Here is a 25884-nt window from a genome sequence, read left to right on the forward strand (position 1 = left end):
AATAATTTTTAAAAGGTTGTTTTAATATTTAAGGATTACTGCAGTACTATGATAAAATAGATTTAACGACATTTAGTAATTATAGTGATTTATATCTGCAAATTTTTGTGAATAAATTATAGATTTAAGTATAAATAATTTAGAATAGTTAAACATTAAAATAAAATTTAATTTGAAGGGTAGGATATGAATGAAAATAAGGAATATTCCTTTTTCACCTCCAGACATAACTGATACAGAAAAAAAGCTTGTAATGGAGGTGCTAGATTCAGGGTGGATTACAAGTGGGCCTAAGGCTATGGAATTTGAAGATCAAATTGCTAAGTATTGTCATGCAAATAATGCAGTAGCACTTTCAAGTGCAAGTGCAGGCTTAGAACTTATATTAAAGGTTTATAACATTTGCGAGGGTGACGAAGTTATTACAACACCTTATACATATACAGCTACAGCAAGTGTAATAATCCATAGGGGAGTTAAGCCAACTTTTGTAGATGTTAAAGAAGGCAGTTTTTTAATTGATGAGCAAAAATTAGGTATGACAATTACACCTAAAACGAAAGCTATAATAACTGTGGATTTTGCAGGGGTTCCTGTAGATTATGATGCTATAAAAGAAGTGCTTAAGGAAAAAAACAGAGAAGATATTATATTTATATCAGATTCAGCTCACTCATTTGGAGCAATATACAAAGGAAACAAAGTTGGAACACAGGCAGATTTTAATGTTTTTTCGTTCCATGCGGTGAAGAATTTAACAACATCAGAGGGGGGAGCAATTGTTTTTAATGATAATAAATTTAAGGGGAAGGAAGATTTATTGCGAGAGTTTAAAATAACGTCTTATCAAGGTCAGTCAAAGGATACATTTGCTAAGATGAAAGCAGGAGCTTGGAAATATGATATCATAACAGATGGGATGAAATGTAATATGACAGATATTAGTGCAGCTATAGGGATTTCACAACTTCAAAGATATGAAGGAATGATTGAGCAAAGAAGAGATATTTTTAATGTGTATACCAAAGCTCTTGAAACTAAACAGTGGGCGATTATTCCTTTTATAAAGGATGAAAATAGAGAGACATCATATCATCTATATCCTTTAAGAGTAAAAGGAATTAGTGAGATTCAAAGAGATGAGGTAATCCAAAAACTTGCAGATATAAGCATAGCTACAAATGTTCACTTTACACCTTTACCAATGTTTACACTTTATAAGAATCTTGGGTATTCTATAAAGGATTATCCAAATGCATATAATCAATATGCAAATGAAATAACACTTCCAGTATACTCAACGCTTAAGTTAGAGGATGCAGAGTATGTGGTGCAAAAAGTAATAAGATGCGTAGAAGAGATAATGGGATAAAGCTCAAATTTAACTGACATTGCCAACTATATAAAAGGAGGTCCTATTATGAAGGTTAAATTTTATACATCTACAAGAGAATATACTAATAAAAAGTCGGAATTTAACAATGCTGTTCTAGGAGTTATGGAAAGAGGAATATCGATGCTAGGCACAGAGGTAACTGACTTCGAAGAAGCAGTTAAAAAATTTACTGGAGCTAAATATGCAATTGGTGTTGCATCGGGTACAGATGCCTTAGTAATGGCTTCTGATATACTAGGTTTTAAAGATGGGAAAGAAGTAATAACTTCACCTTTTACTTTCTTAGCTTCTACATCTTGCATTGCAAAACATAGGGCAAAACCTGTATTTGTAGATATTGATGAAGGAACTTTTAGTATAGATGTAGGCAAAATAGAAGAAGAAATAACAAAGGATACCGTAGGGATTATCCCAATTCATTTATTTTCACAAATGGGTGATATGGATAAAATTATGGACATAGCCAGTAGAAATAATTTGAAGGTTTTAGAAGACGCTGCGGAATCGTTTGGTATGAGATGGAAAGGGAATGGATCAGACTTTAGACATGCAGGTACAATAGGAGACTTTGGTGTTTTCTCATTCTTTCCTACCAAGACTTTAGGAGCTTATGGCGACGCTGGTATGATAGTAACTAACGATGAAAACTTAGCACGTATTACTAAAATGTACAGGGTTCATGGGGCTTCTAAGAAGTATCATTATGATTACATTGGATATAATTCAAGATTGGATTCAATTCAAGCGGCTATATTACAAGTGAAAATGAAATATATAAACGAAGCAATTCAAAAGAGAAATCATATTGCAAAATTATATATAGATAGATTACAAGATTGTGAGTTTATTAAAATACCTAAAATTAAAGGAAATCAAAAGCCGGTGTATTATGTATTTAATATATTAGCCGAAAGAAGAGATGAACTTTGCGAATATCTAAAAGTTAATGAAATAGGAAATAGTATTTATTATCCAATACCGCTTCATCTTCAAAAATGTTTTGAATACTTAGGATATAAAAAAGGCGATTTCCCAGTAGCTGAAAGAATAGCAAATGACATCATTGCACTTCCTATATACCCAGAGATAACTGAGGAAGAAGTAGAATTTGTTTGTGAAACTATTAAGAAATTCTATAAAAAGTAAAGGGATTCCATATTACATTAATATGCATAGAATAGATATAACAATCATTGCATAAACCCAAAATATAAATATACGTTGGTTGAAATATAGTAAAAAAGAACATTCCATAATTAGTTGGACTAATTATGGAATGTTCTTTTGTTTTAAATAATTATGGTGATATGGATGGTTCATGTAAGTGTGATTTTAAATTTTTAATGTAAGCTCTTACCTTATAAATTTCTACTGCTGTAAGTAATGTTGGTGGTCCTAGTTTAGATAAAAAATTAATGACTTCTGTACTTTCTTGTACAGTGTCTTTAGCATATACGTAATCTGGTTTTAGCAATATACAGCCTATTATACAACCTATTATGGCTGGGTATGTGTTAAATTTAATATCTTTTAGTTTTGCTTTGAAGATAGCATTATTAATTCCATCTACTAAGGCTTTTCTGGGGTGACATGAATTTATTGTTTTAAATATAATAATAACCCCCTTAAAAACTATATATACTAATTATAGTATATGAAACTTAGGGGTAAGTGATATAGGTAGGAGATAATTTAATATGTACTAAGTATAAAACGGTAACAAACTTTAATCGGTATCTTGCAATGTACAATAGCATGTGCTAGTATATAATAAAGGTAAATAATCTAAGAGAAGGTGAATTAATGAATGTACAATTTAAAAAAGGCGTTCTTGAATTATGTGTATTATCTGTACTTGATGGCAGAGATTGCTACGGATATGAACTTGTAAATGAAATTTCACAAGATATAGATATATCTGAAGGAACAATATATCCTTTGCTTAGGAGATTAAAAAGTGATGGATTTGTAACTACTTATCTTCAAGAATCACAAGAAGGGCCACCAAGGAAGTATTACAGCATTACGACACTGGGTAAGAATACAAAAGAAGAGCTAAAAGATGAGTGGTTGGATTTTGTAATCACAGTGAGCAAAGTTTTAAAGATAGAACAGAAAAAGGAGATGAGGATATGAATAAAAATGAATTTATGAAAGAACTTTCAAGAAATTTATCTAATCTTCGCGAAGAAGAAAAACAAGATATTTTAATTGATTATGATGAATATTTTACCATAGGAGCAGAAAAAGGAAGAAGTGAAGAAGACATAGCCATATCTCTTGGAGAGCCTAGAACTATTGCAAAACAGTTAAGAGCAAATTATATGATTGAGAAAGCACAAAATACAAAATCTTCAGGAAATATTGGTAGAGCTATAATTGCAGCAGTCGGTTTAGGTTTTTTTAATATAATATTGTTAGGACCGTTTATAGGTATTGTTGGGGTGCTCATAGGATTGTATGCAACGGCGTTTGGATTCACTATAAGTGGAATAGGGGTAGTTTTAGGCACGTTTCTTAAATTAATATTTCCAAGTTATATATCCATGGATGTAAATTGGATAATAAGTATTGCAATTGGCATAGGTCTTAGTGCTGTAGGAGTTTTAATGTTTATAGGATGTAAGCATCTAACCAAATGGCTATATAAAGTGACTATTAAATATTTAAAAACAAATATCAAAATAATTAATGGTAAAGAGGAGCAAGACTATGAGAAAATTTAATGAAAAAAAGGTTATAAAATGGTTGATAATTGTAGTTATGTGTTCAATAATACTAGGAGGAGTAGGGTACGTACTTGAGTATAAAGTAGGTATTATAAAATCTAACAATGATATAACACAAGGAAGCAGTGCATCTAATGATAAGTTTAATATAGATGCTACAAAGGAATTTAGTAAAGGGAATATTAAAACCATAAATGTAGAAACAGTAAGCACAGACGTAAACATTATCACTACCAAGGAAGATAAAATAAGAGTTCATTTTTATGGTAATTCAAATTCGAAAAAGTCAGCACCACATTTAGAGGCATTTGCAAATGTGGATGATCTAGATGTTTTAATTAAATATCCAGGTAAAATTTTTGGTATAAATATAAACACAAAAATAAATTTAGATATATATGTTCCGGAAAACTATAAAAAGGATTTAAAAATAAATACAACATCAGGGGATGTTATTATAGGAGACCTACGATTAGATAAATTTAAATTTGATACAACATCAGGAGATGCTAAGATAAACTTATTAACAGCTAATGAAACAATATTTGAGGGTACTTCCGGCAAAGTAAATGTAAAATCCTTATTAAGTAAGAAGAATGAATTTAAGACAACTTCAGGGGACACAAAAATAGAAAATATTACAGGATATATATTAGGTCAATCAGTTTCAGGTTGGTTCAAGTTTAAGTATAAAGACTTTAACAATGATATTAATATAGACACTACTTCAGGAGATGTGGAATTAAAACTTCCTAAAAAATCAGAATTTAAATTAGACTTTGACAGTACATCAGGTGATCTTAGAAATGATTTTCCTATAACAGTGACAGGAGAAGCTGGCAAGCATGAAATAAAAGGGGATGTAGGTAATGGAAATAAAATAATAAAAATAAATAGTACCTCAGGTAATGCTACTATTAATGCTTCGGATGAGTAAAATTTATAAAAAAGGTTTCTGATAAATAAAACTAGAAAGCCACAAACCAGTAGGATAAATTAGCCTACTGGTTTTTTATATTCTCACTATATCTAAAAATGTTAATATTGAAGCTCCGCAGGAGATGATTTAATTAGTACTTGACAATATAAGTATATAGTATTATATTTATAGTGTACTAGAACAAATAGTACATGCAGTACACGTAGCGCAAATAGTGAAGAGTTAATTATTTGAGAGAAGGTGAAACCTTGATAAATATTGATAGCAGAAGCGGTAAACCTATTTATGAACAGATTATTGAGAAAGTAAAGGAAAATATAATAAAAGGAATATTAAAACCGGGAGATAAATTGCCTTCTGTAAGGGAACTTGCATCGCTTATAACAATCAATCCTAATACTATAAGCAAAGCATATAATGAGCTAGAAAGAATGAAGGCAATTGAAGTTATAAGAGGAAAAGGAACATTTGTAGTAGAAAATTTCAAACCTATCATGGATGAAGAAAAGATGAGAGAAATAAAAGAACATATGAAGAAAATAATTATAGAGGCACATTATATAGGTGTTGACAAAGATACGTTAATAGATATACTAAATGAAATTTATAGCCAGTTTTAAAGACATTTTAGAAAAAAATATATTAATAGATGGTGAAGATATTTTAATTTTAATTTAAGGGGTGGTTTAAGTTGAAAAGAATACCATATATAATCTTACTGGGATGCATAATTGTTACCAACTTAATATCTGCTTGTGGTAAAAAAAATATGAAGAATAATCTGATTATAGGAAATAAAAGCTCCGAAATTATTAGTGATATAGTAATTCAAAGGGTTGATGAAGTTAATATTATAGCTAGTCATCTTAAGGCTAACCAGCATGGCTATTTTGATATGGGGGTACAAGAAAATTGTACTTATAAAGTGGAATTTGAAGATAAAAACAACAAGAGTACTCGTAGCAAAGAATTTACGTCAAATTTTAGTAGAGATCAAATAGCAAATATAAATATTTTAAAAGATAATAATGGAGAGTGGTCTGTTATTATAGAAAATTAGAAAGATTAAATCATCTCCTGCGGAGCTGAAACATTAATGACTTCAGAAGGAGATTTATACTCCCACTGAAGTTTTCTATTTGTTAGGGTATGTAACTCCCACTTATAGAAGTGGGAGACTTTCCTTCTGAAATGTCGTTAAACATCGAGAACAGAAATGTTCTCTTCTATTTTCTTTTTTTGCTTTTGTTTAATTCATAATAAATATGGTAAAATATAAAATAATGGATTATATGGAGGTGATACTATTAAATATTCAGAAGTCTACAACAAAATAAATGGAAATAATTTTATACACCGATGCATATTAGTTAAAGGGAAATCTGCTAGTGGTAAAACAACTATGGCAGTTTCTAAATATAAGAATATGATAGAAAATGAAAATATAAAAAGTTCAAATATATTATGCTTATTTATGAATAAATATCAAAATATAACATGGACAAGAGAGATGGATTTTAACATGACTAGTGAGATTCGAAAAAACTCTTACTATGGATTTATCAGAAAAGAACTATCACTTTATTGGCCATATGTAGTAGAAAATTGTAAGGAATTAAAAATTAGTTTGTTGAAACCTGAATTCGCATCTTTTGATGCTACAAATTATGCTATGAAAGCACTAGTGGAGCATTTTAGAAGGTCTAAAGGGTACTTTATAGATATTACATCAACTTCTTCTAAAATAGCTTCAGATTTGATTTCTAACATTAATAATGCAGCTCTTTCATTAGTGCCTTTTAATGAAATAGGAACTAGGCTATATAATTCATTAGAGGTAAAGGATTTTTGTGCAAAAGAAACATATAATCAATTGGATGAAGTAATTCAATATTATATCTCAAAATTATTGGGAAATGGTGTTGTAGATTATGGATTGTGTTTTTACTTGTATAATAAGTATTTACTTAAAGATGCAAGATACTTTAATATGAATAAAATAAAATATCTTATAGTAGACGATATAGATCAGGCTTCACCATCAGAGCTAGATCTCATATTTAAGCTTATTGATAATGTAGACAAGGCATACTTGTTTTACAACCCAAACGGTGGATTTTGTAGTTATTATGGGGCTAATATTAATTATTTGAGAGAAAAATTAAATATTGATTATGATGAAATTATTCTAGATGAGCATTTTTGCTGTAATGATGAATTTATTGATTTTTCGCGTGCAATAGAAAACCGAGCACATAATAATTACGAAGAGGAGAAAATAAGCGACAACCTACCAGCTTATATAGATTTGACTTCACAGCTTCGATGCGAAATGGTTGAAAAAATATCATTTAAAATTGAAGAACTAATAAATCATGGAGTTAAGCCTAAGGATATAGCTGTAATATGTCCATTTAATGATTTTGTTATTTCTCATGAACTACAGAAAAAAACAAAAGAATTAGGTATATCAGTCATGGAGACTTCTAAAAAATATAGATTTATTGACAATGAATATTTACAGCCATTAATTATATTAGCAGTATTGTGTAATTCTTTTACAAGCATAAAGTTAACAAGTGAAGATTATAAAAACTTTTTTTCTTTTATGTTACAGCTAGATATAATCAGGAGCTCGCTACTTTCTGATTTAGTAAATTCGAGTGGAGAGATGCGAGATATTAATAAAGCTATCCAAGATAGAGTAGGCATTGAGGTCGCAAGTAATTATAATGAATTAAAAAAATGGATAAGTGATTATAAAGAAAGTAACCTTACACGCAATATACCACTAGGAGAATTTTTTAGAAAAGCATTCTTAGAAGTTCTTATAACAATACCTAAAGTTAAACAACATGTAGGTGACTATATAAGTATATATGAAAATTGTGAAAGCTTCGTAAATACTTTAGATAAATTACAATTTAAAGGGAAGTCATCTGAGGAGAGATTTATAGAATTTATAAGGCGTGATGGAAAAGATTTTTATTCGTTGAATGATATTCAAGAAATGCTATTACAAGAGAATAGTATAGTTTTCACATCGCCATATACATATTTAACTTCAAATTCAAGTAGCGTGGTTCAGATATGGGCAGATATTAACAGTAATATGTGGTGTTCAAGAAATATAAAGGAATTATCAAATTATTACGTGTTAAGAAGTAATTGGAATATTAATGATATCTATACGCAGGAAACAGAAAACAATAATATATATAGAATTTTAATGTCCGTTGTTGATGGCCTTTTAAGAAAATGTAGGGGCAAATTATACATATATGGCAGTGAGTATTCTCTAAATGGATATGAACAACAAAGTATATTTGCGGATATCCTTGTAGAAATCTTAAGCGGAAGAGGTGAAAATTATGATAGGGGATATGAGTAATGAAGAGGTAAAAATAAGTTATAGGGATGATCAATTGCCTATAATGGAATATAGAGGAGGAACCATGGCGGTTCCAGCAGTTCCAGGAGCAGGGAAAACCTTCATAATATGTAATCTAGTATGTGAACTTATAAAAGATAAAATTCATAAACCTGGGAAAATACTTATAGTTACTTTTATGAATAGTGCAGTGAATAACTTTAAACATAGAATTTCAATAGTTTTACAAAATAAGGGAATAACAACGAGTAATGATTATGAAGTTATGACTATTCATAGTTTAGCACTAAAGATTTTAAAAGATAGACCGGATGTAGTGGGAGTTAATGAAGAATTTAAAATATTAGATGATGTAAATAAAAGCTTATATTTAAATAAGTGCATTATGCATTGGAGAAGAAACGGTGGAGAAAATATATTTAAGGCTATGATATTAGATAAATCCCTAAATAAATACCCAGGAAAACAAAATGATTGGTGGAATGATTTTTTCATGACGGTGGATACAATTATTGGGGAGTTAAAGATAAATGATATTTCTCCAGAAAAGTTAAAAGATGAAGTGAAAAATTTAAACCAAGGCAGTATTTTAAAGCATATATCTGAAATTTATGATTCATACACTAAAACTCTAAAAAGAGAGGGCTATATAGATTATAACGATTTGTTAATTCTTGCATATAAGCTTCTGAAAACTGATGATGTGCTTCGCGAAAAATTAAATGTAAAATATACTTTTGTATTTGAAGATGAGTGCCAAGACTCTAATTTAATTCAGGGAAGAATATTGGGTTTAATTTCTGAAAAAAACGGAAACTTAGTTAGGGTAGGGGATGTTAATCAAAGTATAACAGGTACATTTACATCTTCAGATCCAAAATTTTTCAGAGAATTTTGTGAAAATGCAAATAAAAAGTTTGAAATGTATATGGCAGGACGTAGCACAAAACATATTATTGATTTAGCAAACGAATTAGTTCGACATATCAATAATCATCATGGTGAAGAAAAATGTAGGTGTGCATTAGTAAATCAAGAAATTAAAACGGTACCAGAGTTTTTTAAAATAAAAAAGCAGGATGTGGACATTTACGGAATAAGCACTATGGTTTGTAGTTCAAATCAGGATGAAATTAATAAAGCTACTAAGCTAACAATGAAATTCAAAGAAAAATATCCTAATAAAACCTGTGCCATATTAGTTCCGTATAATAATCAAGTTAAAGAAATAGCGGATAAACTTAGAGAGTTAAATATTGAGTGTGATGAATTGTCAAATAAATCAGATAAAAGATGTAAGGCTGCATTTACATTAGGATATATATTGCAGTTTATTTCAGAGCCACATGATAGTTTTAAATTCAAAGATTTAGTAAAGAATGTGTTTATAGAAGAAAACAACGAAGAAAGTGAAAGGTTGTTTGATTTCATACAAGATTATAAAGTAGAAAAGCTAATGTATCCCAATGGAGGAGTCATAGATCAGAAAGATGTTCCTCGCGAAATATTAGGTTCAGAGGTCTATCAAAAATTTATAAAGTGCATGCAGCAGATTAAAATAATATTTCAATATCCTCAAACACATTTAGATAGACTGATTTTGCATATTAGTGATGTTTTAAATTTCAGTCTTGAGGATAGAGCGATGGCAGATGCAGTTGCATCGTATATTAGATTTCTATCAAAAGATGAAAGTGACTTTTGTTTAAAGCATATAGTGGATCAGTTGCTAGATGAAAAAAATGGTATATTAAATCATATTTCAGGTATAATTTATGACCTAGAAGGATATGAACCTTCCTCAGATAGAATAACAGTTTCTACTTGTCATAAAGCAAAAGGACTGGAATGGGATTGTGTATTTATATTAAGCATCACATCTTACCAATACCCATATATGACAACGGATAAATTTAGGGAGTACTATTACTTGAAACAACAATTTAAAAACCCTACAGTTCTTTGCACGGCTGAAATTGCAAAAATTCTTGGTAATAATATTTGCGAAGATCCAATTGGGGAAGCGAAAATACAGATAATAAATGAAAAAATAAGGCTCTTATACGTAGGAATAACAAGAGCTAAAGAATATTTAATTTTAATGGCATCTAAGTGTAATGAAGGTAAATGGAATGAAAGTAAACCTTCAAAGTACTTTTATGTGCTTCAAGACTACATAAACAGCCAAAGGGGCGATGGTAAATGTTAGATATTAGAAAATTAAAGCACGTTTACTATAGTCAAAATTTATTAAACACTTTTGATAAATGCCCTTTAAGATTCAAAATCAAGTATTTAGATAATGTTAAGTGGAAAAAGGATTCAATAGATAATGAGGATTATTATGAAAATATGAATATGGGACTCGATTTCCATCTCATTTGTGAAAGATATTTTTCAAATATTCCTGCTGGTATTGATAATAGCAATATCGATTTAATGAATTCGTTCAATTCATTAAAGGGAAAATTTACTCTTTTAGATGAAAATATATATTTTACTGAATATGAAATAAAAATGAGAAAAGATAACATCAGGATTCAGGCAAAGTATGATTTGATAATTACTAAGCCAAATAACAAAATAGAAATATGGGACTGGAAGACCGAAAATAGAAAACTTGACTATAAAGAAGTGTGTAAAAGAATGCAAACTATTGTTTATATGTATATATTAGGTGAGAGTTCTTTGAAAATATTCGACAAAGATATACCACTAGAAAATATAAGTATGAATTTTTGGCAGCCTCAGTTTAAAGATGATATTATTACTATTAATTATTCAAAGAGTAATCATAAAATTCACGAAGATAAAATTAAGGAGATTACGCATTCATTAGACAATTATGATTTTAGTTTGGATTTTAATAGTGAACTATATAGCACGCAGTGCAAATATTGTGAATTCGGTGGATGTAACCAGGTTTGTGATGCTTTTATATAAAGGTTTTAGGTAAATAGAAAGTATGTATAAACCCTTGATTTTCAAGGGTTTATTTTTATCCCTATTTATATGCTAACTAGGATCTACTAACTAATATATAACTAAGAAAAAAAATATTTTTATGAAATATTGACAATTTTACTTAAATATAATATTATATCATTAAAAAATATATCATTTAATGATATATGTAATGACAAATGAAGGGAGGAAGAAAATGGCTAGGGGAAAAGCTTTAGACGAGGATATATTAACGGATTCTACCTACTGTATTTTACTCACCTTAGTAAGACCTATGCATGGATATGGGATAATGCAGGAGATTGAAAGATTTTCAAAAGGCGAAATGTTAATAGGTCCAGCAAGTCTTTATACAATTATAAAAAAATTGCAAAATGCAGATTTAATCCAATTAGTAGATGATGATGAAGAGAGACGTAAAACCTATACACTGACTTTTAAGGGGAAAGAAATATTAAAAAAAGACATTAAGAGAAGAATAACGATGGTAAGACATGGAGAGGAAGCTTTAAAACATTTAGAGGGGGATGATACTGATGGAAAAGAAGAATAGGTATATTTTGAATATGGGATTTGCCTTTGACGAAGATAGAGCTATGAAAAAATTGTGTCAAAGGGCAAAAGAAGGTTGGATTCTTAAGGAAATGTCCGGGTTTAGGTATAAATTAGTAAAAGGTGAACCAAGAGAAATAGTTTATTCCATGGATTACAAAGAATTAAGTGAAAACGATAATGAGTATTTTGAATTATTTCAGAGTAGTGGCTGGGAGCATATGTGTTCTTGTGGGACTTTTCATTTTTTTTCAGCACCACCTGAAACTGTTCCAATATACACTGAAAAAGAGAACCATATAAGTAAGTATGAAAGGGTGAAATACTTGTGTAAAAAAGCAGCGATTATATCAACAGTAATACTGGCTTTTGTAATCCTAATTGAATTTTTGCTAGCAAGCAGAATAGAGGGAACAATGATGAAAAATCAAATGCTATTAGTAGGTGTTATTTTAAGTACTATTTCAGTAGCTATTGCAGTGCCTTCACTTATGATGTGTGTTGCATATTATTTGAAAGAAAGGAGGATTTTAAAGTAAGGGTGCCTATTGCAATTTTTTTAAACTGATATGATCGCTTTTAGGAATTCAGGTTTAGTCGATCGACCATTTCGTTGCACGGTCGCGCAAGAAATCCTCCTTGGATAATAAATATTATATAGCAGTATAAAGTTTCTCCGAAAGTGACTTACAATAAGAAGAGCAGAAACATTGAAAGTTGATTTAAAATTCTTCTTCTGCAAATATAAAATTTCTTAATGGAATTTCACGCTTCAACCTCTTATTGTAAGTCACAGCGGAGAAACTTCATAGGTCACACTCAGTATTATTAGCTTGGTAAATTCGTTCTACATACTTTACTATAAAGCAGCGCCGTAATACCTATCACTACAAAGGTAATCATTCCCGTAAGTAAATTCATATTTATACCTGGCAGAATGAGTAAAATCCCAATAAGTATAATACCAACCCCCATTGGAAGCATAATAACAAGGGAAAAAAATCACATTCATTACATACATCAATAAAAATCTGCTTGTGATGACCGAGGATGTTTGGACTGGTAGTGACATGAGCATATCGTAATCCTTGAAAGCAAATAATGTACCACTTGCCTTAAACAAGGTGAAAAACATTACAAGCATACTTGTAATTGTAAATGCATATCCTGGAATAATTGAATCAAGGTTTCTGTAGCCCCAGCCTCAATGAGTAATTTTAAAATGTTTTTACTTGTTTTCATAAAAAAACCATTAAATTACTTCAACTTTGCTCATGTTAAAGATAGTGGCTATTATAAATATTACACTACAAAAAATTGAAAATCCTATAGTATATAAATAGTTATCTAATGTAAATAAATTTGCTCCTTCCACTAATTTGTATGGCATGAGCTTTCCAATTGTATTCAAATTTACAAGTGCAGCATTCAAAAAAGTTATCATAAGCGTTATAAAACCTACTGTTACACCTTTTTTCACAAAGCTGCTAAAAAGTGTCACCAAGGCAATATTAAAAAAATAGTATACAGACATTAGAATAGCCGAGTTCATTACACCTGATAAAGCAACTTTTTCTCCTTTAAATAAAATACTTCCATAGTAAAAACAAGTCAAAAATCCTATGAAGGTCAATATGGTTACCACAATAGTATAATGAATTATTTTAGCAAGCACTATACCAACTGGATTACTTCCCTTAGAATATGGAAACACGAGTTTTTCGCCATTTATCTCATCATTTAAAGTACTTGCCAATGTGAATATTATGAATAAGTTTCCAATTTGAAAAAGATCTTTAATATAATTATTAATCGCACTCTTAGGAGTAGCAATAAAAAGTGAACTTAAATCTCCTTGTAATTGCTTTTCTAATATTTTTGGAAGTAATTTTAACATAAATGGATCTAAAATAGCGAATGCAATTATTCCTACAGCAAGTATTATATATTTATATTGTCTTTTGGATTCCATTATTTCTTTCTTAAAATACGCCTTAAAGGTTGTCATTTTTATTCACCAGCCTTATAAAAATATCTTCAAGATTACTTTTTCTTAAATTATAAGATAAAATATTATTTTCTCCCTTAACAAGTAGTTTTAAAAGTTCAGATTTAGCAACATCTAAATTATTAACATAGATAGAGGCCTTATTTTCATTTATCAAAACTTTTTCCACCCACTTAAAGTTTAAAAGAATTTTATCTAAGTTTACACAGTGTTTTTCAAACTCAATATCGAATATAGGTTGAATATACTTACTCTTTAAACTCTCTAAATTATCAGATATGAGTATTTGCCCCTTATCCAAAATACTTACCTCGTCACAAATCCTTTCTATATCACTCAAAATATGAGTTGAGATAAAAACAGTGGTTCCATTTGACCTCAAGTCTTTTATAAACTCTAGTATTTCCATTCTTCCCTCAGGATCTAGTGCAGATGTGGGTTCATCTAAAAAAACTATTTCTGGTTTATTAAATAGTGCCACTGCAATTCCTAATCGCTGCTTCATTCCACCTGAATATTGCCCTATTTTTCTCTTTGCTACCTCAGTAAGCTTAACAATTTCTAAAATCTCTACAGTTCGCTCCCTTATGTTTTTCTCTGTCATATTAGCTATTTCGCCAATAAAATGCAGATACTCATTAGCGCTCATGTAATTATAAAACACTGGATTTTGTGGAAGATATCCTACTTTCCTTAATAATTGCCTTTTATTTTTCTTGAAATCCCCTCCATCTAAATATATCTCTCCACCATTAAAATCAATTAACCCTGAAAGTATATTCATGGTTGTAGTTTTACCTGCTCCATTAGGACCTAGAAATCCGTATATGGTTCCCTTTTTTATTTCAAAGGATATATCTTTTAGAACTTCAAAGTCTCCATATTTTTTGTTGATATTTACCACTTTAAGCATCTTAATCACGCTCTCTTCCTATTAATAAAAAGGATATGCCACCTATTAATTGGATAAAAATTATAACTAAAGCCCATGCCCACTTAGGTAAAAATTTTACCCTGTCTCGTGTTAATCTATATAAGCAGAAACCAACAAGAACTATCTCTATTATAATTACAGGTGCAAGTAATTTTATTATCTCGAGTAGCGCCATTCCGTCAAACATATTCGATTCCCCCTTTTTATATTTTCATAACTTTAACGCAAAAAAAATAAAAAGTTCATTTTATTTTTATATTAGGAAACAGATTGCGTAAGTGGATGTGGATGAGAATGTAAAAACACTTATTTCAAGTCACGCAGGAGAAAGTTCATAGGTCTTGCACTCTTATTTTTTATTTTTTAATATTACTCGTGTTACCAGTAGGTAAATAAGGAGATTACCTGGTGTATTAATCAGTGCAAAAATCCCCCAAAGCCAATAGTATTTTTCTTTACGCCTTCTTGCATCACAAAATACCCAAGCTCCTTGAATTAATAATATAGGAATAGCAATTGCAAGCACTATAGTTAGTTTATTATTTAAAATCACCATTAACCTTCACTTTCCCTTCTTTTGATTGCTAAAACAGGTATTATTATCCAAGGAATAATGGTAATAATAAAAATCTGTGAAATAATTAGTAGTTTAGTACCTAAGAAAATGGTGGCTATAGCATACACAGAAAGAATTATAAAGGATGTTAATATAAAAAGAATAAATTCTTTTCTAGCATTACTATTGCCTCGTATACACACTCCTTGCTCTATTATACTTAAGGTATCTATATCAAAATCAAATATATCTTCATTTAAAACATCCATTTTTTTAGCTGTGGAATTAAGGACACTTTTAAATTCTTTATCTTCGTCACTATACTTTATATTTTTAAAAACGGTGTCTTGAACTTCATTGTAAAATTCATCAATTAAAGAGTTTTTAATCTTATCAGAATCCTTCATTTATATAATCTCCTTCCTTTCAATTTCACTTATTATATATTTCACTGCATTATGAAGCCTTGACCTAACCGTTCCAAGGCGGCATCCTAAAATTTCTGATATTTCCTCATATTTGTAACCATAATAATGCTTTAAAATAAATACAGCCCTTTTCTCATAGGGTAACTTTAAAATTATTTTCATTATCTCTTTGTACTCGTAATTTGCGATCACAATGTCCTCTACTTGTTTGCTTTTATCATCCACACATTCCTCTATTAGTCCAAAGGATTTATTCTTTCTTAAATAATCCCTGTAAACATTGGTAGCTATTTTTATGAGCCAAGTAGAAAACTTTGCTCTAGGCTCAAACTTATTTATATTAATCACAGCTTTAAGCAATGCATCCTGAATAATATCCTGTGCTAAGTGTGGGTCTCCTACCATTTTAACAGTGTAGCCTTTTAAAATATTGTAATTATCTTTTAAAAGAGAATTTAGCGCGCTTTTATTTCCATCCTTAGCTTTATTAATAAGTTCTAGTTCATCCAATAATAATCACTCCTAGCAATCCTTTAACGCAAATATTGATTAATAAGTTCACTATATTTATTATAATCTACAATTACTAAATTATTTTACTGTTTTTCTATTTTTTTTAATATGCTCAGCCTTTAATTCCCGTTATTGAAAAGTATTTAAATAAAAGCATTACTAAAAACCAATAGTTTTGTAAATAAGGGTATTACTGATAATAAAATACTAAAATAGAGTCTTTTTAATAACGATAAGCATAGTCTTTATAATAACAACTATTTTTAAGATGAACAAAGTTGAGGTAAGTTTATTGGTATTCGATCTAAATAAAAAAGGAGGTGTATATTATGTCAGACAAGGGCAAAAGTAAGGGTGCTTCAACCAAAAATAATGGCAAGAAAAGTGATAAAAAGAATCAAAAAAATAAGGGGCCTAAAAAGTAAAGGACCTAAAAAGCAAAAAATATCCTGAGCTCAATAAGAGTTCAGGATTTTTAGCATTAACAATACTATTAGTGTTAAAAACATAGTAATGCAAAAACATGAAATAAATGGTATCATATTATAAATACAATTAAATGAAAACCTAATTATGGGGGGTAATTCTTAGTTACGACAATAGAGCTAGTTTGGTTTAATCAAGCATTATCCCTATTAGCGTTAATTTTTATATTTATGTATAACGATAAGAAGGGTAAAGACTTAAAATACTTTTTTTATGCTTTTTATCCAGTGCATTTATTAGTAATAGGATTAATAAGGATCCTTCGTAAAACGTTATTGTAATATCAATAATGAATACACAGAGAAATTATTAGAAGATAACATTAAGAAAAGGAGATTTAAGTAGTATGAAATGGGAAATAAAAAAATTTAATGAACTAAATGGTGAGGAAGTATATGAAATTTTAAAACTTAGAAGTGAAGTCTTTGTTATAGAGCAGCAATGTATCTATGAGGAGTGTGATGGTAAAGATAATAATTCTTATCATTTATTTGCAAAAGAAAATGGGAAAATCATTGTTTACTTAAGGATTTTAGAAAAAGGTATTTCTTATAATGAAATATCTATAGGACGGGTATTAACTGATAAAAAACATCGTGGTAAAGGTTTAGCAAAGCAAATGATGATAAGAGCAATAGAATTTATCGAGAATAATTTAAATGAGAAGGTAATTAGGATTGGCGCACAGGAGTATTTGGTAAATTTCTATGAGGGTTTAGGGTTTGTGAGGGTTTCTGAGGTATATTTGGAAGATAACATTCCACATATAGAAATGTTATATAAAAATCTTTAATTATATATTAGCATCAGATTCATCTTTACGGTTTTTTTTACAAAAAACAAATTAAACCCTGTCTAATATAGATAGGGTTTAATTTAAGCTATAGAAAATATATAATTTTTTAATGTTTAGCAGGCAATTCATCTAAGCTTTTTAGTTCATAGCCTTTGCTTTCCCATTCGGTAATTACATCATCTAATATTTCAGCATTGGTTTTTGACACTGCATGTAGTAACATAATTCCACCGTTATGGGTTCTTTGCATAATACGTTTTTTTGAGGCTTCATGTGATGGCTGTTTATCTTTAATCCAATCCATATAAGCAAAACTCCAAAATATAGTTTTATATCCGTAATTTTGAGTGTATTGTAAGGATAACTCACTATATTTTCCCATTGGAGGTCTAAAATACTTAGACATCTTTTTATGAGTAATATTTTCAAATGCTTCTTCTACATCAGATAATTCTTTATTGAATTTATCTTCATCCTTTATAGAGGCCATTGAAGGATGGTGATTACTGTGGTTGCATACTAGGTGGCCTTCATTTACCATTCTTTTAATTAATTCTGGGTTAGAAGTAATATAAGGTTTTACAACGAAAAATGCTGCTTTTACATTATGCTTTTTTAAAACATCTAAAATTGGAGCGGTATATCCAGCTTCATAACCCTCATCAAAAGTTAGATATAATATCTTTTTTGATGTATCGCCTAAATGATAACATCCATACTTTGATATAAAGCCTTTGGTTTCTTTAGGACCCTCAGGTGGATTATTGTCATTACGTGGTTGGAAATACCAATTATATTCTTTGGTGCTTAATCCAGTAGAGGGCGTAGCAATACTAAAGACACTTTTGAAAAAATTTACTATGGTAGGTGTTTTTGAACCTTGATTATTATAATATCCATTGTTTGAGTCTTTAATTGAAATATTGCCTAAATCTTTGCTATAAGCAACACTTGAAAAAGAGTTAACAAAAAACATTGAAGAAACAATAATACTTAACATCTTTCCTTTCAGAACGATCACCTCTAGTTTATTTTATTTAGATAGATTAATATATAACTTAGTATGCTCAGTAGATGTGTGTAGATATTCTTGAATCTAATGTTACATAATTAGTAATTTTTATTAATATTCCCATAAATATATTTTCACGACATTTTGAATTTACAATTTCATAAAAATTTTACTTTAAGGTTATTATTATTGTATACTATTAGTATGTCCACAGTGGAGGCGATTAAATGGAATTAAGTTTAGAACAACAAAAAATGATTCATAGTAAACCCTCAAGATATAGCTTAATTAGAGGAATTCAAGGTTCAGGTAAAACGACAGCAGCCATTTATAGAAGCCTTTATTTAAAAAATAACTATTGTTTATATGAAGAGGATAAAATATTAATGTTAGCATCTAAGGATGAAGACATAAATTATATTGAAAATATATATAACAGAGCAGAAGAAGAAACTAGGTTAGATTATTTAAGTCTATTTTCTAATAATGAAAGAAACTTTCATGTGGTTACATTAGAAAGTATTTTACATAGATATTTTATTAAATATAAAAACAAACATAAATTAAAAAATAAAATAATTGTAGATAATGATAAAAAGAATAACATTATGAAAGATTGTATCTTAGAAATTAAAAATATTTATCCAAGACTAAGAATATTACATACAGATTATGCTCAATTTTTTATAGAAGAAGTAAAGTGGATAAAAAGTTGCAATTACTTAAAAGCTGATTTGTACTTGCAAGTAAATAGAATAGGAAGAAAATGCGAAAAAGGACAAGGACCTCAAAGAATTCTTAAAAATTCAACTGCTAGGAAAGCAATATTTCAACTTATGATCACATATAATGAAAAGCTTAAATCGGAGGGTTTAGTTGACAATGAAGATATTAATATATATGCTCTGCGAATGGCGAGAACTACTACAGTGGGCAGGTATTCTCATATCATAATTGACAAAAGTAATAATTTAACTAAGATACAAGTGGATTTTATTAATGCATTATTTAATGAAAAATCTTATTCGAACATGGTGTTTCTTCTTGATGTGGATAGACCGCACTATACTAATTCATGGATGGTGAAAGGCAAAAGAGTTAATAATAAACCGCTAGGAGAAAAAGGAAAGTCTTATTCATTCAAAAAATACTATAAAACACAAGAAAAGATCCAAAAAAAGTGTGATGAAAAAACAAGCAAAAACTTGGATGTTAATTCACTTGAGAACTTTAAGTATTGTGATATAAGACATAACAGAGCATATAAGTTTATGAGGGATTATAGTAGAAGATCAGATATTATAGTAAATGATGAAAAAGGCAACTATGAGTATATAAATGAGGAATTATTGGAGCTACCCGTGTATAGTGATATAGCGGCAGGCGAGCCTATGCTTATTAATTCTGAAATGGAAGGTAAATTTTATATACCGAAATATTGGTTAAAGGGGGTAAGAAACCCATTCGTTTTAAAGGTTAAAGGTGACAGTATGATTGGGGCCCACATTAATAATGGAGATTATGTAGTAATACGGCAGGAACAAGCTGCAAATAATAAGGATATCGTAGCAGTTGACATAGGCGGAAATGCTACTTTAAAGAGACTTTCTATAAACAAAGATAGAATATTACTTATGCCAGAGAATGAAAAATATCAGCCTATTGTAGTAGATAGTGAAGATACATACATTTTAGGAGTAGCTATAGGAATTATAAAGCATGAATATTAATCTATTTGAAAGGAGCTAAGTTATGATGAAGATATTTTTTATTTCCGATATCCATGGTTCTTTATACTATCTTAAAAAGGCTATAGAGCGATATAAAGAAGAGGGAGCAGGTTATATAGTGCTTTTAGGAGATGTGTTATATCATGGCCCAAGAAATCAATTGCCAAAGGATTACAATCCACAATCAGTAGCTAGTCTATTAAACGAATATAAAGATAAAATAATAGCTGTTAGAGGGAATTGTGATAGTGAGGTGGATCAAATGATTATTGAGTATCCTATGATGTCTGATTATTCTGTAATATTATGCAATAATAGAAGATTATTTTTGACTCATGGGCACATATTTAATGAGGATAATTTGCCTAAATTAAGTGAAAATGATGTTTTGGTATTTGGACACACGCATGTCCCTGTAGCTAAAAAACACAAAAAAATATATGTGTTAAATCCTGGCTCGGTATCTTTACCTAAGGAAAATAACCCTAATTCTTATGCAATACTCAAAGATGATTTATTTCAAATAAAAGATTTAGATGGAGCTGTTATAAAAGAAATAAAATTATAAAAAATAATACCTCAGGCTGCCCTGAGGTATTATTTTTATTTTCTAAGAAAAAAGCTAAATTGATCCTTTGTTGTAGTTGTAACAGATAGATTTCGTTTATGAAGTATACTATCAAATACTTCAAGTTGACCATCACATACATAGGCATAATCAGTTTTACCTTCTTTGACCCAACCCATAAATACATATGTATGGGAAGGTGTACCAGGACTTTCTGGCATATCTGTAGTGAAACATATATCACCTTTTTCTAATTTAGTGAAGTCAGTATTCTTTTTCCAGTCCATAGAAGTTAAGGATTCCATTAATCCCTTTACTGTTGTTGTTTTCGCAGGGATAGCAATGGAATTAATTCTCAAAATCTCTGATAAGAGACATACAGTAACACCCTTTTGATTTCCACTATTTAAAGTAATTGCTTTTTTTAGGACAGATGATCTATTTGCTTCTATATTTAAATATTCATAAATCTTAGTTGAAGTTTCGGTAGGTTTAATGGCATCAGGTTTAGTAGTTTCAGTAACTTCGGGAGCTTTAGTAGATGGGCTAGCATTGGAATTTTTTTGGACTGATTTAATGGTAGCTACATCTGTTTTGGGTTTCATGAATGAAGTGTTCATGAAGATAGAAAATATAATTATAGATACTATAACTATACCAAGTCCTAAAACAACCACATTGTTCTTAAACTCGTTTTTGTCTGCTAACTCATGCATTTCTTTTATGTATTTTTCACTTTCCTCATCATCTTTTAACTTAGCGACTTCACTATAGTCTGTTTTAGAGTCATGTTTTTCTGAAATATTTTTGTTTGAATACAAATTATTTATAATTTCATTATTTTCATTATTTTCATTATTTACTAGGTCCTCTTTATTCATATTTTTCTGCTTGCCAATATAGGTAGAAATTAAATGGTTAACCTATATTTTTGCAGCACCTCCCTTTAGTTTATATTGATTATATAAAAGCTTTAATTTTTAAAATTTATGTCAACTAACACAGTTTACTAAATTATTTACACCACCTACTTTTTATATTATAATTATAACATATTAAGAGGTATTTGAGTGCTATTTGTAGGAGTTTAAAGTAATTTAATATTTTGTGAAATATATTACAGTTATTGTGTTTATAATGTAATATAAAGATTGATTTTGTTTAGAACAAGACTGTAGTATAATATAATTAAAATTAATAAGTGAGGGATGTATAATGGCGGTAAAAATAGTCACCGATAGTACCTCATATATAAGTGAGGATTTAAGGAAAAAATATAATATTTCTATAGTTTCATTAAGTGTTATTTTTGAAAATAAGGAGTTCAAAGAAATTCTTATTGAAAATGAAAGTTTTTACGAAAAACTAGATAAGAACTTAAGTATTCCTACTTCATCACAACCATCGCTTGTGGAAATGTACAATATGATAGAAAATCAGGTAAGAGATAATAATGAAGTGGTTGGTGTTTTCCTTTCTTCAGACATGAGTGGAACTTATTCAAATGCATGCCTTGCAAAGAGTATGATTCTTGAAAACTACCCAAATGCACTAATTGAGATTATAGATTCTAGATCCAATTGCATGCAATTAGGATTTGCAGCCTTAACAGCGGCGATTGCGTCGCAACAAGGAAAATCAATAAATGAAGTAGTTGATATAGTAAAAAACAATATAAAGAGAAGTAGATTTCTGTTTATTCCTGATAATTTAGAGTATCTAAAAAAAGGTGGCAGAATAGGTGGTGCAAGTGCACTGTTAGGTACTATTTTTCAAATCAAACCTATTCTTACCGTAGTGGATGGAAAAACAGGATTATTTAATAAAGTAAGGACTAAAAAACGTGCAATACAAACTATGATTGATAAATTCATGGAGGACATAACAAAACATGGACTTGGAGAGGTAATGATTCATCACATAAATGATGTTAAAGGAGCACTGGCTTTTGCAAAAAAAGTCGAAGAATGTATAGGGAAAAAAGTAGACATAGCTCCAATTGGACCTGTAATAGGAACTCATGTTGGACCTGGTGCATTAGGTATTGTGTATTATACAAAGACAGATTTATAAATTAAGCAAAGCCGTATTGTGTATATATAGTACGGCTTTGCTTATAAAATAATTTGTATAAAACACGAAATACACTCAGTAAGTTATGTTTTTAAGTAGGTTTTTAGTATATTTTTTTTGAAATAGTTAAAGTTTCAATTAAATTTTGAAGGTGAAAGTTAAATACTATATTTATATCATTACTAATGTACGGGTAACTAAACATATTTTCATTAAATAATTCATTTATTCTAATACAGTTACTCTCGTTGATATAACAATTAGAATGAGAGGACGTAAAGGTTAAAGACTTTAGTATAACTAGGTGATTATAAGCAGTTTTAGAAGTATCTATGACTTTGTTAATTTTAAGTATATGGTGGCTTTCAACATTCTCACTTTGTATTTCACTTAAGTATGAGTCTAATGATTTTTCCAATTTTGATATTTCGATGTTTAAACTAGAAAGATTAATATCTGTATTGAAATTAATAATCTCTTTAGAAATTATAAAAACATTATGGGTTAGATTTTCTGCATCCCGATGTAAGTTATCTAAGTATTTACGATGGAATATAAGATAGTTTACTGAAACTGATACAAAAATACCGATAAAAGTTTCTTCAACCCTACTTAAACTATAAAATAGAGGAGTGCCTTGTTTAAGATTCGTCATTATTGCTAAAAAAACTACGCATGCAATTATAATAGACTTTTTTCTATTAAGAAGATTCAAAGAATAAATTACAAATACTATTCCAATGCTGGTAAGAAATATATTGTTGGGACTTATAAGTGTGAATATTAATCCCCAAATTGCACCTACAATAGTACCAATCATTCTGTTTTTACCAGCAGTAAAGGAATCATGTACAGCACTTTGCATTGTTATTACAGCAGCTATACATGCATAAAAGGGAAATGTATTATGAAAAGCTCTTAGTATAATTATACATAAAAAAACTGAAATTGCAGTCTTTATATTTCTCATTCCTATTTTTTGCACACTGTTGCCTCCTGTTTTATTCTGTAGGGTGGATATAGTTTAGTGAATTAGAATTAGTGATAGATGTATAGAATAAGTTATAAAGTATGAATAAACTTGCAAACTAAAATTACATTTATACATTGACAAATAATAAAATTTAAATTAAAATAGAAAGAAATTATAAAACATAAAAATTACAAATAAAAGTAAAGTACACTTTTAAATTAGTCCTGTGAGACTAGGAAGGAGTATAGATAATTATGGCATGTGTTTTTTGTTCTGTCAATTTTGAATTTAATACTATCAAATATAACACAATTAATAATATTCAGAATAATGCTATAGATTTATTTTCTATTTTGTTAATAAATGCTATTAATATATTAATAAAGGATAACGGAGAGATTATTTAAATGATCTCTCTGTTATCCTTTATTTTATTGAAAAACATAATGATTTTTTTAATAAAAATGAGCAAAACCAATTAATTTGGAAATTACTTGATTTTTATTGTGCATAAATATTATGCTAAATGAATAATAAAATAAGAAAAAACATTGCATTATTATAAAAAACAATATATAATAAATAGAATTAAGCCTGTACATATAAGGAATATGGCTAAAAATAAATTTAAAAACATATATATTAGAAAAACATATAATATTCATAAAAATGAATAATTATTCATAAATGTCTTTTATTAATTGGAGAAAGTTTTTAGTTTACTAAGGAGGATTTAGTATGAAGGGTAAGTTGATTTTAGAGAATGGAATAATATTTGAAGGTGATATATTTGGGCATTTAGAAGAAAATGTTGGGGAAGTAGTTTTTAATACAGGTATGACTGGTTATGAAGAAGTTTTAACGGACCCATCTTATTATGGACAAATAGTGACAATGACGTATCCGCTCATCGGGAATTATGGAATTAATTTGGAAGATGTAGAGTCGAAGTATCCGAAGGTGAAGGGGTTCATTGTTAGAGAAAAATGTGATTATCCTAATAACTTTAGATGCGAAATGGATTTGGAAGCATACTTTAAACAAAATAAAATAACAGGACTCGAAGGAATTGATACAAGGGCGTTAACAAAAATACTTAGAAATAACGGGACTATGAAAGGTATTATTGCTGCAAAGGAACTTACTAAAATTGAAATAAAACAAAAATTTTCCGGTTTTAATAATAACGATGCGGTGATGAAAGTTACAACGAAAGAGCGCTACACGATTGAGGGCGCAGGACGACATGTGGCTATTATAGATTTTGGAATAAAGGAAAATATACTTCGCTCGTTTATTGCGAGAAATTGCAAATTAACAATATTTCCTGCATTTGCTAAATTGGAAGAAATATTAAAGGTTAACCCTGATCTAGTATTTTTATCGAATGGACCTGGGGACCCGGAGGATTTGCAAGAGGTGATTAAGATGTTGGGAGAGATTATAGGTAAAAAACCTGTAGTTGGAATTTGCCTAGGGCATCAACTTTTAGCGTTAGCCCTTGGCGGGAAAACTGAAAAACTTAAGTTTGGTCATAGAGGGTGCAATCATCCAGTTAAAGATGTAGAAGAGAATAAAGTTTATATTACATCGCAAAATCACGGATATTATGTGAGTGAACTGCCGGAAGATATGGAGGTTACGCATGTAAGTGTAAATGACGGAACGATAGAAGGAATGAGACATAAGAAACTACCGATACTTAGCGTGCAGTTCCATCCGGAGGCTTGTCCGGGGCCTAAAGATATAGATGCTATTTTTGATAAATTTCTGTCACTGATATAGGATAGATATTTAAAACTGAAAGTTGAGAAGGAAAGTTAAGAACTAATGAA

General features: G+C 29.4%; 28 protein-coding genes. 18 read left to right on the top strand and 10 right to left on the bottom strand.

Annotation, left to right across the window (positions count from 1 at the left end; genetic code table 11):
• The first annotated feature begins 196 nt into the window (after positions 1-196).
• Both ACWJJT_RS01440 and ACWJJT_RS01445 read left to right on the top strand, forming a co-directional pair.
• Positions 197-1372: a DegT/DnrJ/EryC1/StrS family aminotransferase gene (locus ACWJJT_RS01440; protein ID WP_462956721.1), complete on the top strand. Its 1176-nt coding sequence runs from the start codon at positions 197-199 to the stop codon at positions 1370-1372.
• A 48-nt stretch (positions 1373-1420) separates the two neighbouring features.
• Positions 1421-2542: a DegT/DnrJ/EryC1/StrS family aminotransferase gene (locus ACWJJT_RS01445; protein ID WP_462955784.1), complete on the top strand. Its 1122-nt coding sequence runs from the start codon at positions 1421-1423 to the stop codon at positions 2540-2542.
• Positions 2543-2693: 151 nt separating this feature from the next.
• Here ACWJJT_RS01445 and ACWJJT_RS01450 read toward each other — a convergent pair whose 3' ends face one another.
• Complete coding sequence (locus ACWJJT_RS01450) at positions 2694-2870, bottom strand: hypothetical protein (protein WP_216304301.1); 177 nt, start codon at positions 2868-2870, stop codon at positions 2694-2696.
• A gap of 329 nt (positions 2871-3199) precedes the next feature.
• Here ACWJJT_RS01450 and ACWJJT_RS01455 point away from each other — a divergent pair, with 329 nt between their 5' ends.
• The 10 genes from ACWJJT_RS01455 (at position 3200) to ACWJJT_RS01500 (ending at position 12511) form a co-directional block, all read left to right on the top strand.
• Entirely contained in the window at positions 3200-3532 is a 333-nt protein-coding gene (locus tag ACWJJT_RS01455) for a PadR family transcriptional regulator (protein ID WP_216304302.1), read from the top strand.
• Complete coding sequence (locus ACWJJT_RS01460) at positions 3529-4122, top strand: HAAS signaling domain-containing protein (protein ID WP_462955785.1); 594 nt, start codon at positions 3529-3531, stop codon at positions 4120-4122. Before ACWJJT_RS01455 ends, ACWJJT_RS01460 begins: the two co-directional genes overlap by 4 nt.
• The gene (locus ACWJJT_RS01465; RefSeq protein WP_462955786.1) at positions 4109-5062 is read left to right on the top strand and encodes a DUF4097 family beta strand repeat-containing protein; all 954 of its coding nucleotides are present in this window, start codon (positions 4109-4111) and stop codon (positions 5060-5062) included. The genes ACWJJT_RS01460 and ACWJJT_RS01465 overlap by 14 nt, the downstream gene beginning before the upstream one ends.
• Before the next feature lie 251 nt (positions 5063-5313).
• Positions 5314-5685: a GntR family transcriptional regulator gene (locus ACWJJT_RS01470; protein WP_216304305.1), complete on the top strand. Its 372-nt coding sequence runs from the start codon at positions 5314-5316 to the stop codon at positions 5683-5685.
• A 71-nt stretch (positions 5686-5756) separates the two neighbouring features.
• Positions 5757-6125, top strand: coding sequence for a hypothetical protein (locus tag ACWJJT_RS01475; protein ID WP_216304306.1), 369 nt, complete (start codon positions 5757-5759; stop codon positions 6123-6125).
• Between the two features lie 303 nt (positions 6126-6428).
• The gene (locus ACWJJT_RS01480; protein ID WP_462956722.1) at positions 6429-8456 is read left to right on the top strand and encodes a UvrD-helicase domain-containing protein; all 2028 of its coding nucleotides are present in this window, start codon (positions 6429-6431) and stop codon (positions 8454-8456) included.
• Positions 8437-10665 (top strand): ATP-dependent helicase, encoded by a 2229-nt coding sequence (locus tag ACWJJT_RS01485; protein WP_462955787.1) that lies wholly within the window; start codon positions 8437-8439, stop codon positions 10663-10665. The genes ACWJJT_RS01480 and ACWJJT_RS01485 overlap by 20 nt, the downstream gene beginning before the upstream one ends.
• Entirely contained in the window at positions 10659-11399 is a 741-nt protein-coding gene (locus ACWJJT_RS01490) for a PD-(D/E)XK nuclease family protein (protein WP_462955788.1), read from the top strand. The genes ACWJJT_RS01485 and ACWJJT_RS01490 overlap by 7 nt, the downstream gene beginning before the upstream one ends.
• 217 nt (positions 11400-11616) lie before the next feature.
• Positions 11617-11973 carry a PadR family transcriptional regulator gene (locus tag ACWJJT_RS01495; protein WP_216303591.1) on the top strand — a complete coding sequence of 119 codons (357 nt, stop codon included), beginning with the start codon at positions 11617-11619 and terminating at the stop codon, positions 11971-11973.
• On the top strand, positions 11957-12511 hold the full coding sequence (locus ACWJJT_RS01500; protein ID WP_220286789.1) for a DUF2812 domain-containing protein: 555 nt from the start codon (positions 11957-11959) through the stop codon (positions 12509-12511). Before ACWJJT_RS01495 ends, ACWJJT_RS01500 begins: the two co-directional genes overlap by 17 nt.
• A 713-nt stretch (positions 12512-13224) precedes the next feature.
• Here ACWJJT_RS01500 and ACWJJT_RS01505 read toward each other — a convergent pair.
• The 6 genes from ACWJJT_RS01505 to sigY all read right to left on the bottom strand — a co-directional run bounded on the left by ACWJJT_RS01505 (position 13225) and on the right by sigY (position 16408).
• Positions 13225-13980, bottom strand: a complete 756-nt coding sequence (locus ACWJJT_RS01505; RefSeq protein ID WP_462955789.1) for a hypothetical protein — start codon at positions 13978-13980, stop codon at positions 13225-13227.
• Positions 13967-14893 carry an ABC transporter ATP-binding protein gene (locus tag ACWJJT_RS01510; RefSeq protein WP_220286842.1) on the bottom strand — a complete coding sequence of 309 codons (927 nt, stop codon included), beginning with the start codon at positions 14891-14893 and terminating at the stop codon, positions 13967-13969. The genes ACWJJT_RS01505 and ACWJJT_RS01510 overlap by 14 nt, the downstream gene beginning before the upstream one ends.
• A gap of 1 nt (position 14894) precedes the next feature.
• Positions 14895-15101 carry a PLDc N-terminal domain-containing protein gene (locus ACWJJT_RS01515; protein ID WP_216303588.1) on the bottom strand — a complete coding sequence of 69 codons (207 nt, stop codon included), beginning with the start codon at positions 15099-15101 and terminating at the stop codon, positions 14895-14897.
• A 162-nt stretch (positions 15102-15263) separates the two neighbouring features.
• Positions 15264-15470, bottom strand: coding sequence for a hypothetical protein (locus ACWJJT_RS01520; protein ID WP_216303587.1), 207 nt, complete (start codon positions 15468-15470; stop codon positions 15264-15266).
• A complete protein-coding gene (locus ACWJJT_RS01525) occupies positions 15470-15877 on the bottom strand; it encodes a hypothetical protein (RefSeq protein ID WP_216303586.1) in 408 nt (135 codons plus the stop codon). Before ACWJJT_RS01525 ends, ACWJJT_RS01520 begins: the two co-directional genes overlap by 1 nt.
• Positions 15878-16408, bottom strand: coding sequence for an RNA polymerase sigma factor SigY (gene sigY / locus ACWJJT_RS01530; protein WP_216303585.1), 531 nt, complete (start codon positions 16406-16408; stop codon positions 15878-15880).
• Positions 16409-17010: 602 nt separating this feature from the next.
• Here sigY and ACWJJT_RS01535 point away from each other — a divergent pair.
• Both ACWJJT_RS01535 and ACWJJT_RS01540 read left to right on the top strand, forming a co-directional pair.
• Entirely contained in the window at positions 17011-17178 is a 168-nt protein-coding gene (locus ACWJJT_RS01535; RefSeq protein WP_258280760.1) for a conjugal transfer protein TraX, read from the top strand.
• A gap of 65 nt (positions 17179-17243) precedes the next feature.
• Positions 17244-17690: a GNAT family N-acetyltransferase gene (locus tag ACWJJT_RS01540; protein WP_220286794.1), complete on the top strand. Its 447-nt coding sequence runs from the start codon at positions 17244-17246 to the stop codon at positions 17688-17690.
• A gap of 109 nt (positions 17691-17799) precedes the next feature.
• On the opposite strand, the gene pdaA is transcribed toward ACWJJT_RS01540, so the two are convergent.
• Entirely contained in the window at positions 17800-18693 is an 894-nt protein-coding gene (gene pdaA / locus ACWJJT_RS01545; protein WP_462955790.1) for a delta-lactam-biosynthetic de-N-acetylase, read from the bottom strand.
• Positions 18694-18932: 239 nt separating this feature from the next.
• Between pdaA and ACWJJT_RS01550 the strand changes: the two genes are divergently transcribed.
• Positions 18933-20435 (top strand): LexA family protein, encoded by a 1503-nt coding sequence (locus ACWJJT_RS01550; RefSeq protein ID WP_462955791.1) that lies wholly within the window; start codon positions 18933-18935, stop codon positions 20433-20435.
• 25 nt (positions 20436-20460) lie between these two features.
• On the top strand, positions 20461-21003 hold the full coding sequence (yfcE, locus tag ACWJJT_RS01555; protein WP_462956723.1) for a phosphodiesterase: 543 nt from the start codon (positions 20461-20463) through the stop codon (positions 21001-21003).
• A 35-nt stretch (positions 21004-21038) separates the two neighbouring features.
• Here yfcE and ACWJJT_RS01560 read toward each other — a convergent pair whose 3' ends face one another.
• Positions 21039-21884 (bottom strand): hypothetical protein, encoded by an 846-nt coding sequence (locus tag ACWJJT_RS01560; RefSeq protein ID WP_462955792.1) that lies wholly within the window; start codon positions 21882-21884, stop codon positions 21039-21041.
• Between the two features lie 334 nt (positions 21885-22218).
• Between ACWJJT_RS01560 and ACWJJT_RS01565 the strand changes: the two genes are divergently transcribed.
• On the top strand, positions 22219-23076 hold the full coding sequence (locus tag ACWJJT_RS01565; protein ID WP_462955793.1) for a DegV family protein: 858 nt from the start codon (positions 22219-22221) through the stop codon (positions 23074-23076).
• A 103-nt stretch (positions 23077-23179) separates the two neighbouring features.
• On the opposite strand, the gene ACWJJT_RS01570 is transcribed toward ACWJJT_RS01565, so the two are convergent.
• The gene (locus tag ACWJJT_RS01570) at positions 23180-24061 is read right to left on the bottom strand and encodes an FUSC family protein (protein WP_462955794.1); all 882 of its coding nucleotides are present in this window, start codon (positions 24059-24061) and stop codon (positions 23180-23182) included.
• 726 nt (positions 24062-24787) lie between these two features.
• Between ACWJJT_RS01570 and ACWJJT_RS01575 the strand changes: the two genes are divergently transcribed.
• The gene (locus ACWJJT_RS01575; RefSeq protein ID WP_462955795.1) at positions 24788-25834 is read left to right on the top strand and encodes a carbamoyl phosphate synthase small subunit; all 1047 of its coding nucleotides are present in this window, start codon (positions 24788-24790) and stop codon (positions 25832-25834) included.
• The last annotated feature ends 50 nt before the right edge of the window (positions 25835-25884 follow it).

The organism is Clostridium sp. CM041 (assembly GCF_055081035.1).

What these genes read in the sequence shown, in the direction of transcription:
- ACWJJT_RS01490 (WP_462955788.1), top strand. Translation starts at nt 10,659, where the DNA reads ATGTTAGATATTAGAAAATTAAAGCACGTTTACTATAGTCAAAATTTA.
- ACWJJT_RS01550 (WP_462955791.1), top strand. Translation starts at nt 18,933, where the DNA reads ATGGAATTAAGTTTAGAACAACAAAAAATGATTCATAGTAAACCCTCA.
- pdaA (WP_462955790.1), bottom strand. Translation starts at nt 18,693, where the DNA reads ATGTTAAGTATTATTGTTTCTTCAATGTTTTTTGTTAACTCTTTTTCA.
- ACWJJT_RS01575 (WP_462955795.1), top strand. Translation starts at nt 24,788, where the DNA reads ATGAAGGGTAAGTTGATTTTAGAGAATGGAATAATATTTGAAGGTGAT.
- ACWJJT_RS01465 (WP_462955786.1), top strand. Translation starts at nt 4,109, where the DNA reads ATGAGAAAATTTAATGAAAAAAAGGTTATAAAATGGTTGATAATTGTA.
- ACWJJT_RS01560 (WP_462955792.1), bottom strand. Translation starts at nt 21,884, where the DNA reads ATGAATAAAGAGGACCTAGTAAATAATGAAAATAATGAAAATAATGAA.
- ACWJJT_RS01515 (WP_216303588.1), bottom strand. Translation starts at nt 15,101, where the DNA reads ATGTTTGACGGAATGGCGCTACTCGAGATAATAAAATTACTTGCACCT.
- ACWJJT_RS01540 (WP_220286794.1), top strand. Translation starts at nt 17,244, where the DNA reads ATGAAATGGGAAATAAAAAAATTTAATGAACTAAATGGTGAGGAAGTA.
- yfcE (WP_462956723.1), top strand. Translation starts at nt 20,461, where the DNA reads ATGAAGATATTTTTTATTTCCGATATCCATGGTTCTTTATACTATCTT.
- ACWJJT_RS01495 (WP_216303591.1), top strand. Translation starts at nt 11,617, where the DNA reads ATGGCTAGGGGAAAAGCTTTAGACGAGGATATATTAACGGATTCTACC.
- ACWJJT_RS01500 (WP_220286789.1), top strand. Translation starts at nt 11,957, where the DNA reads ATGGAAAAGAAGAATAGGTATATTTTGAATATGGGATTTGCCTTTGAC.
- ACWJJT_RS01565 (WP_462955793.1), top strand. Translation starts at nt 22,219, where the DNA reads ATGGCGGTAAAAATAGTCACCGATAGTACCTCATATATAAGTGAGGAT.
- ACWJJT_RS01520 (WP_216303587.1), bottom strand. Translation starts at nt 15,470, where the DNA reads ATGGTGATTTTAAATAATAAACTAACTATAGTGCTTGCAATTGCTATT.
- ACWJJT_RS01510 (WP_220286842.1), bottom strand. Translation starts at nt 14,893, where the DNA reads ATGCTTAAAGTGGTAAATATCAACAAAAAATATGGAGACTTTGAAGTT.
- ACWJJT_RS01485 (WP_462955787.1), top strand. Translation starts at nt 8,437, where the DNA reads ATGATAGGGGATATGAGTAATGAAGAGGTAAAAATAAGTTATAGGGAT.
- ACWJJT_RS01525 (WP_216303586.1), bottom strand. Translation starts at nt 15,877, where the DNA reads ATGAAGGATTCTGATAAGATTAAAAACTCTTTAATTGATGAATTTTAC.
- ACWJJT_RS01455 (WP_216304302.1), top strand. Translation starts at nt 3,200, where the DNA reads ATGAATGTACAATTTAAAAAAGGCGTTCTTGAATTATGTGTATTATCT.
- ACWJJT_RS01445 (WP_462955784.1), top strand. Translation starts at nt 1,421, where the DNA reads ATGAAGGTTAAATTTTATACATCTACAAGAGAATATACTAATAAAAAG.
- ACWJJT_RS01460 (WP_462955785.1), top strand. Translation starts at nt 3,529, where the DNA reads ATGAATAAAAATGAATTTATGAAAGAACTTTCAAGAAATTTATCTAAT.
- ACWJJT_RS01505 (WP_462955789.1), bottom strand. Translation starts at nt 13,980, where the DNA reads ATGACAACCTTTAAGGCGTATTTTAAGAAAGAAATAATGGAATCCAAA.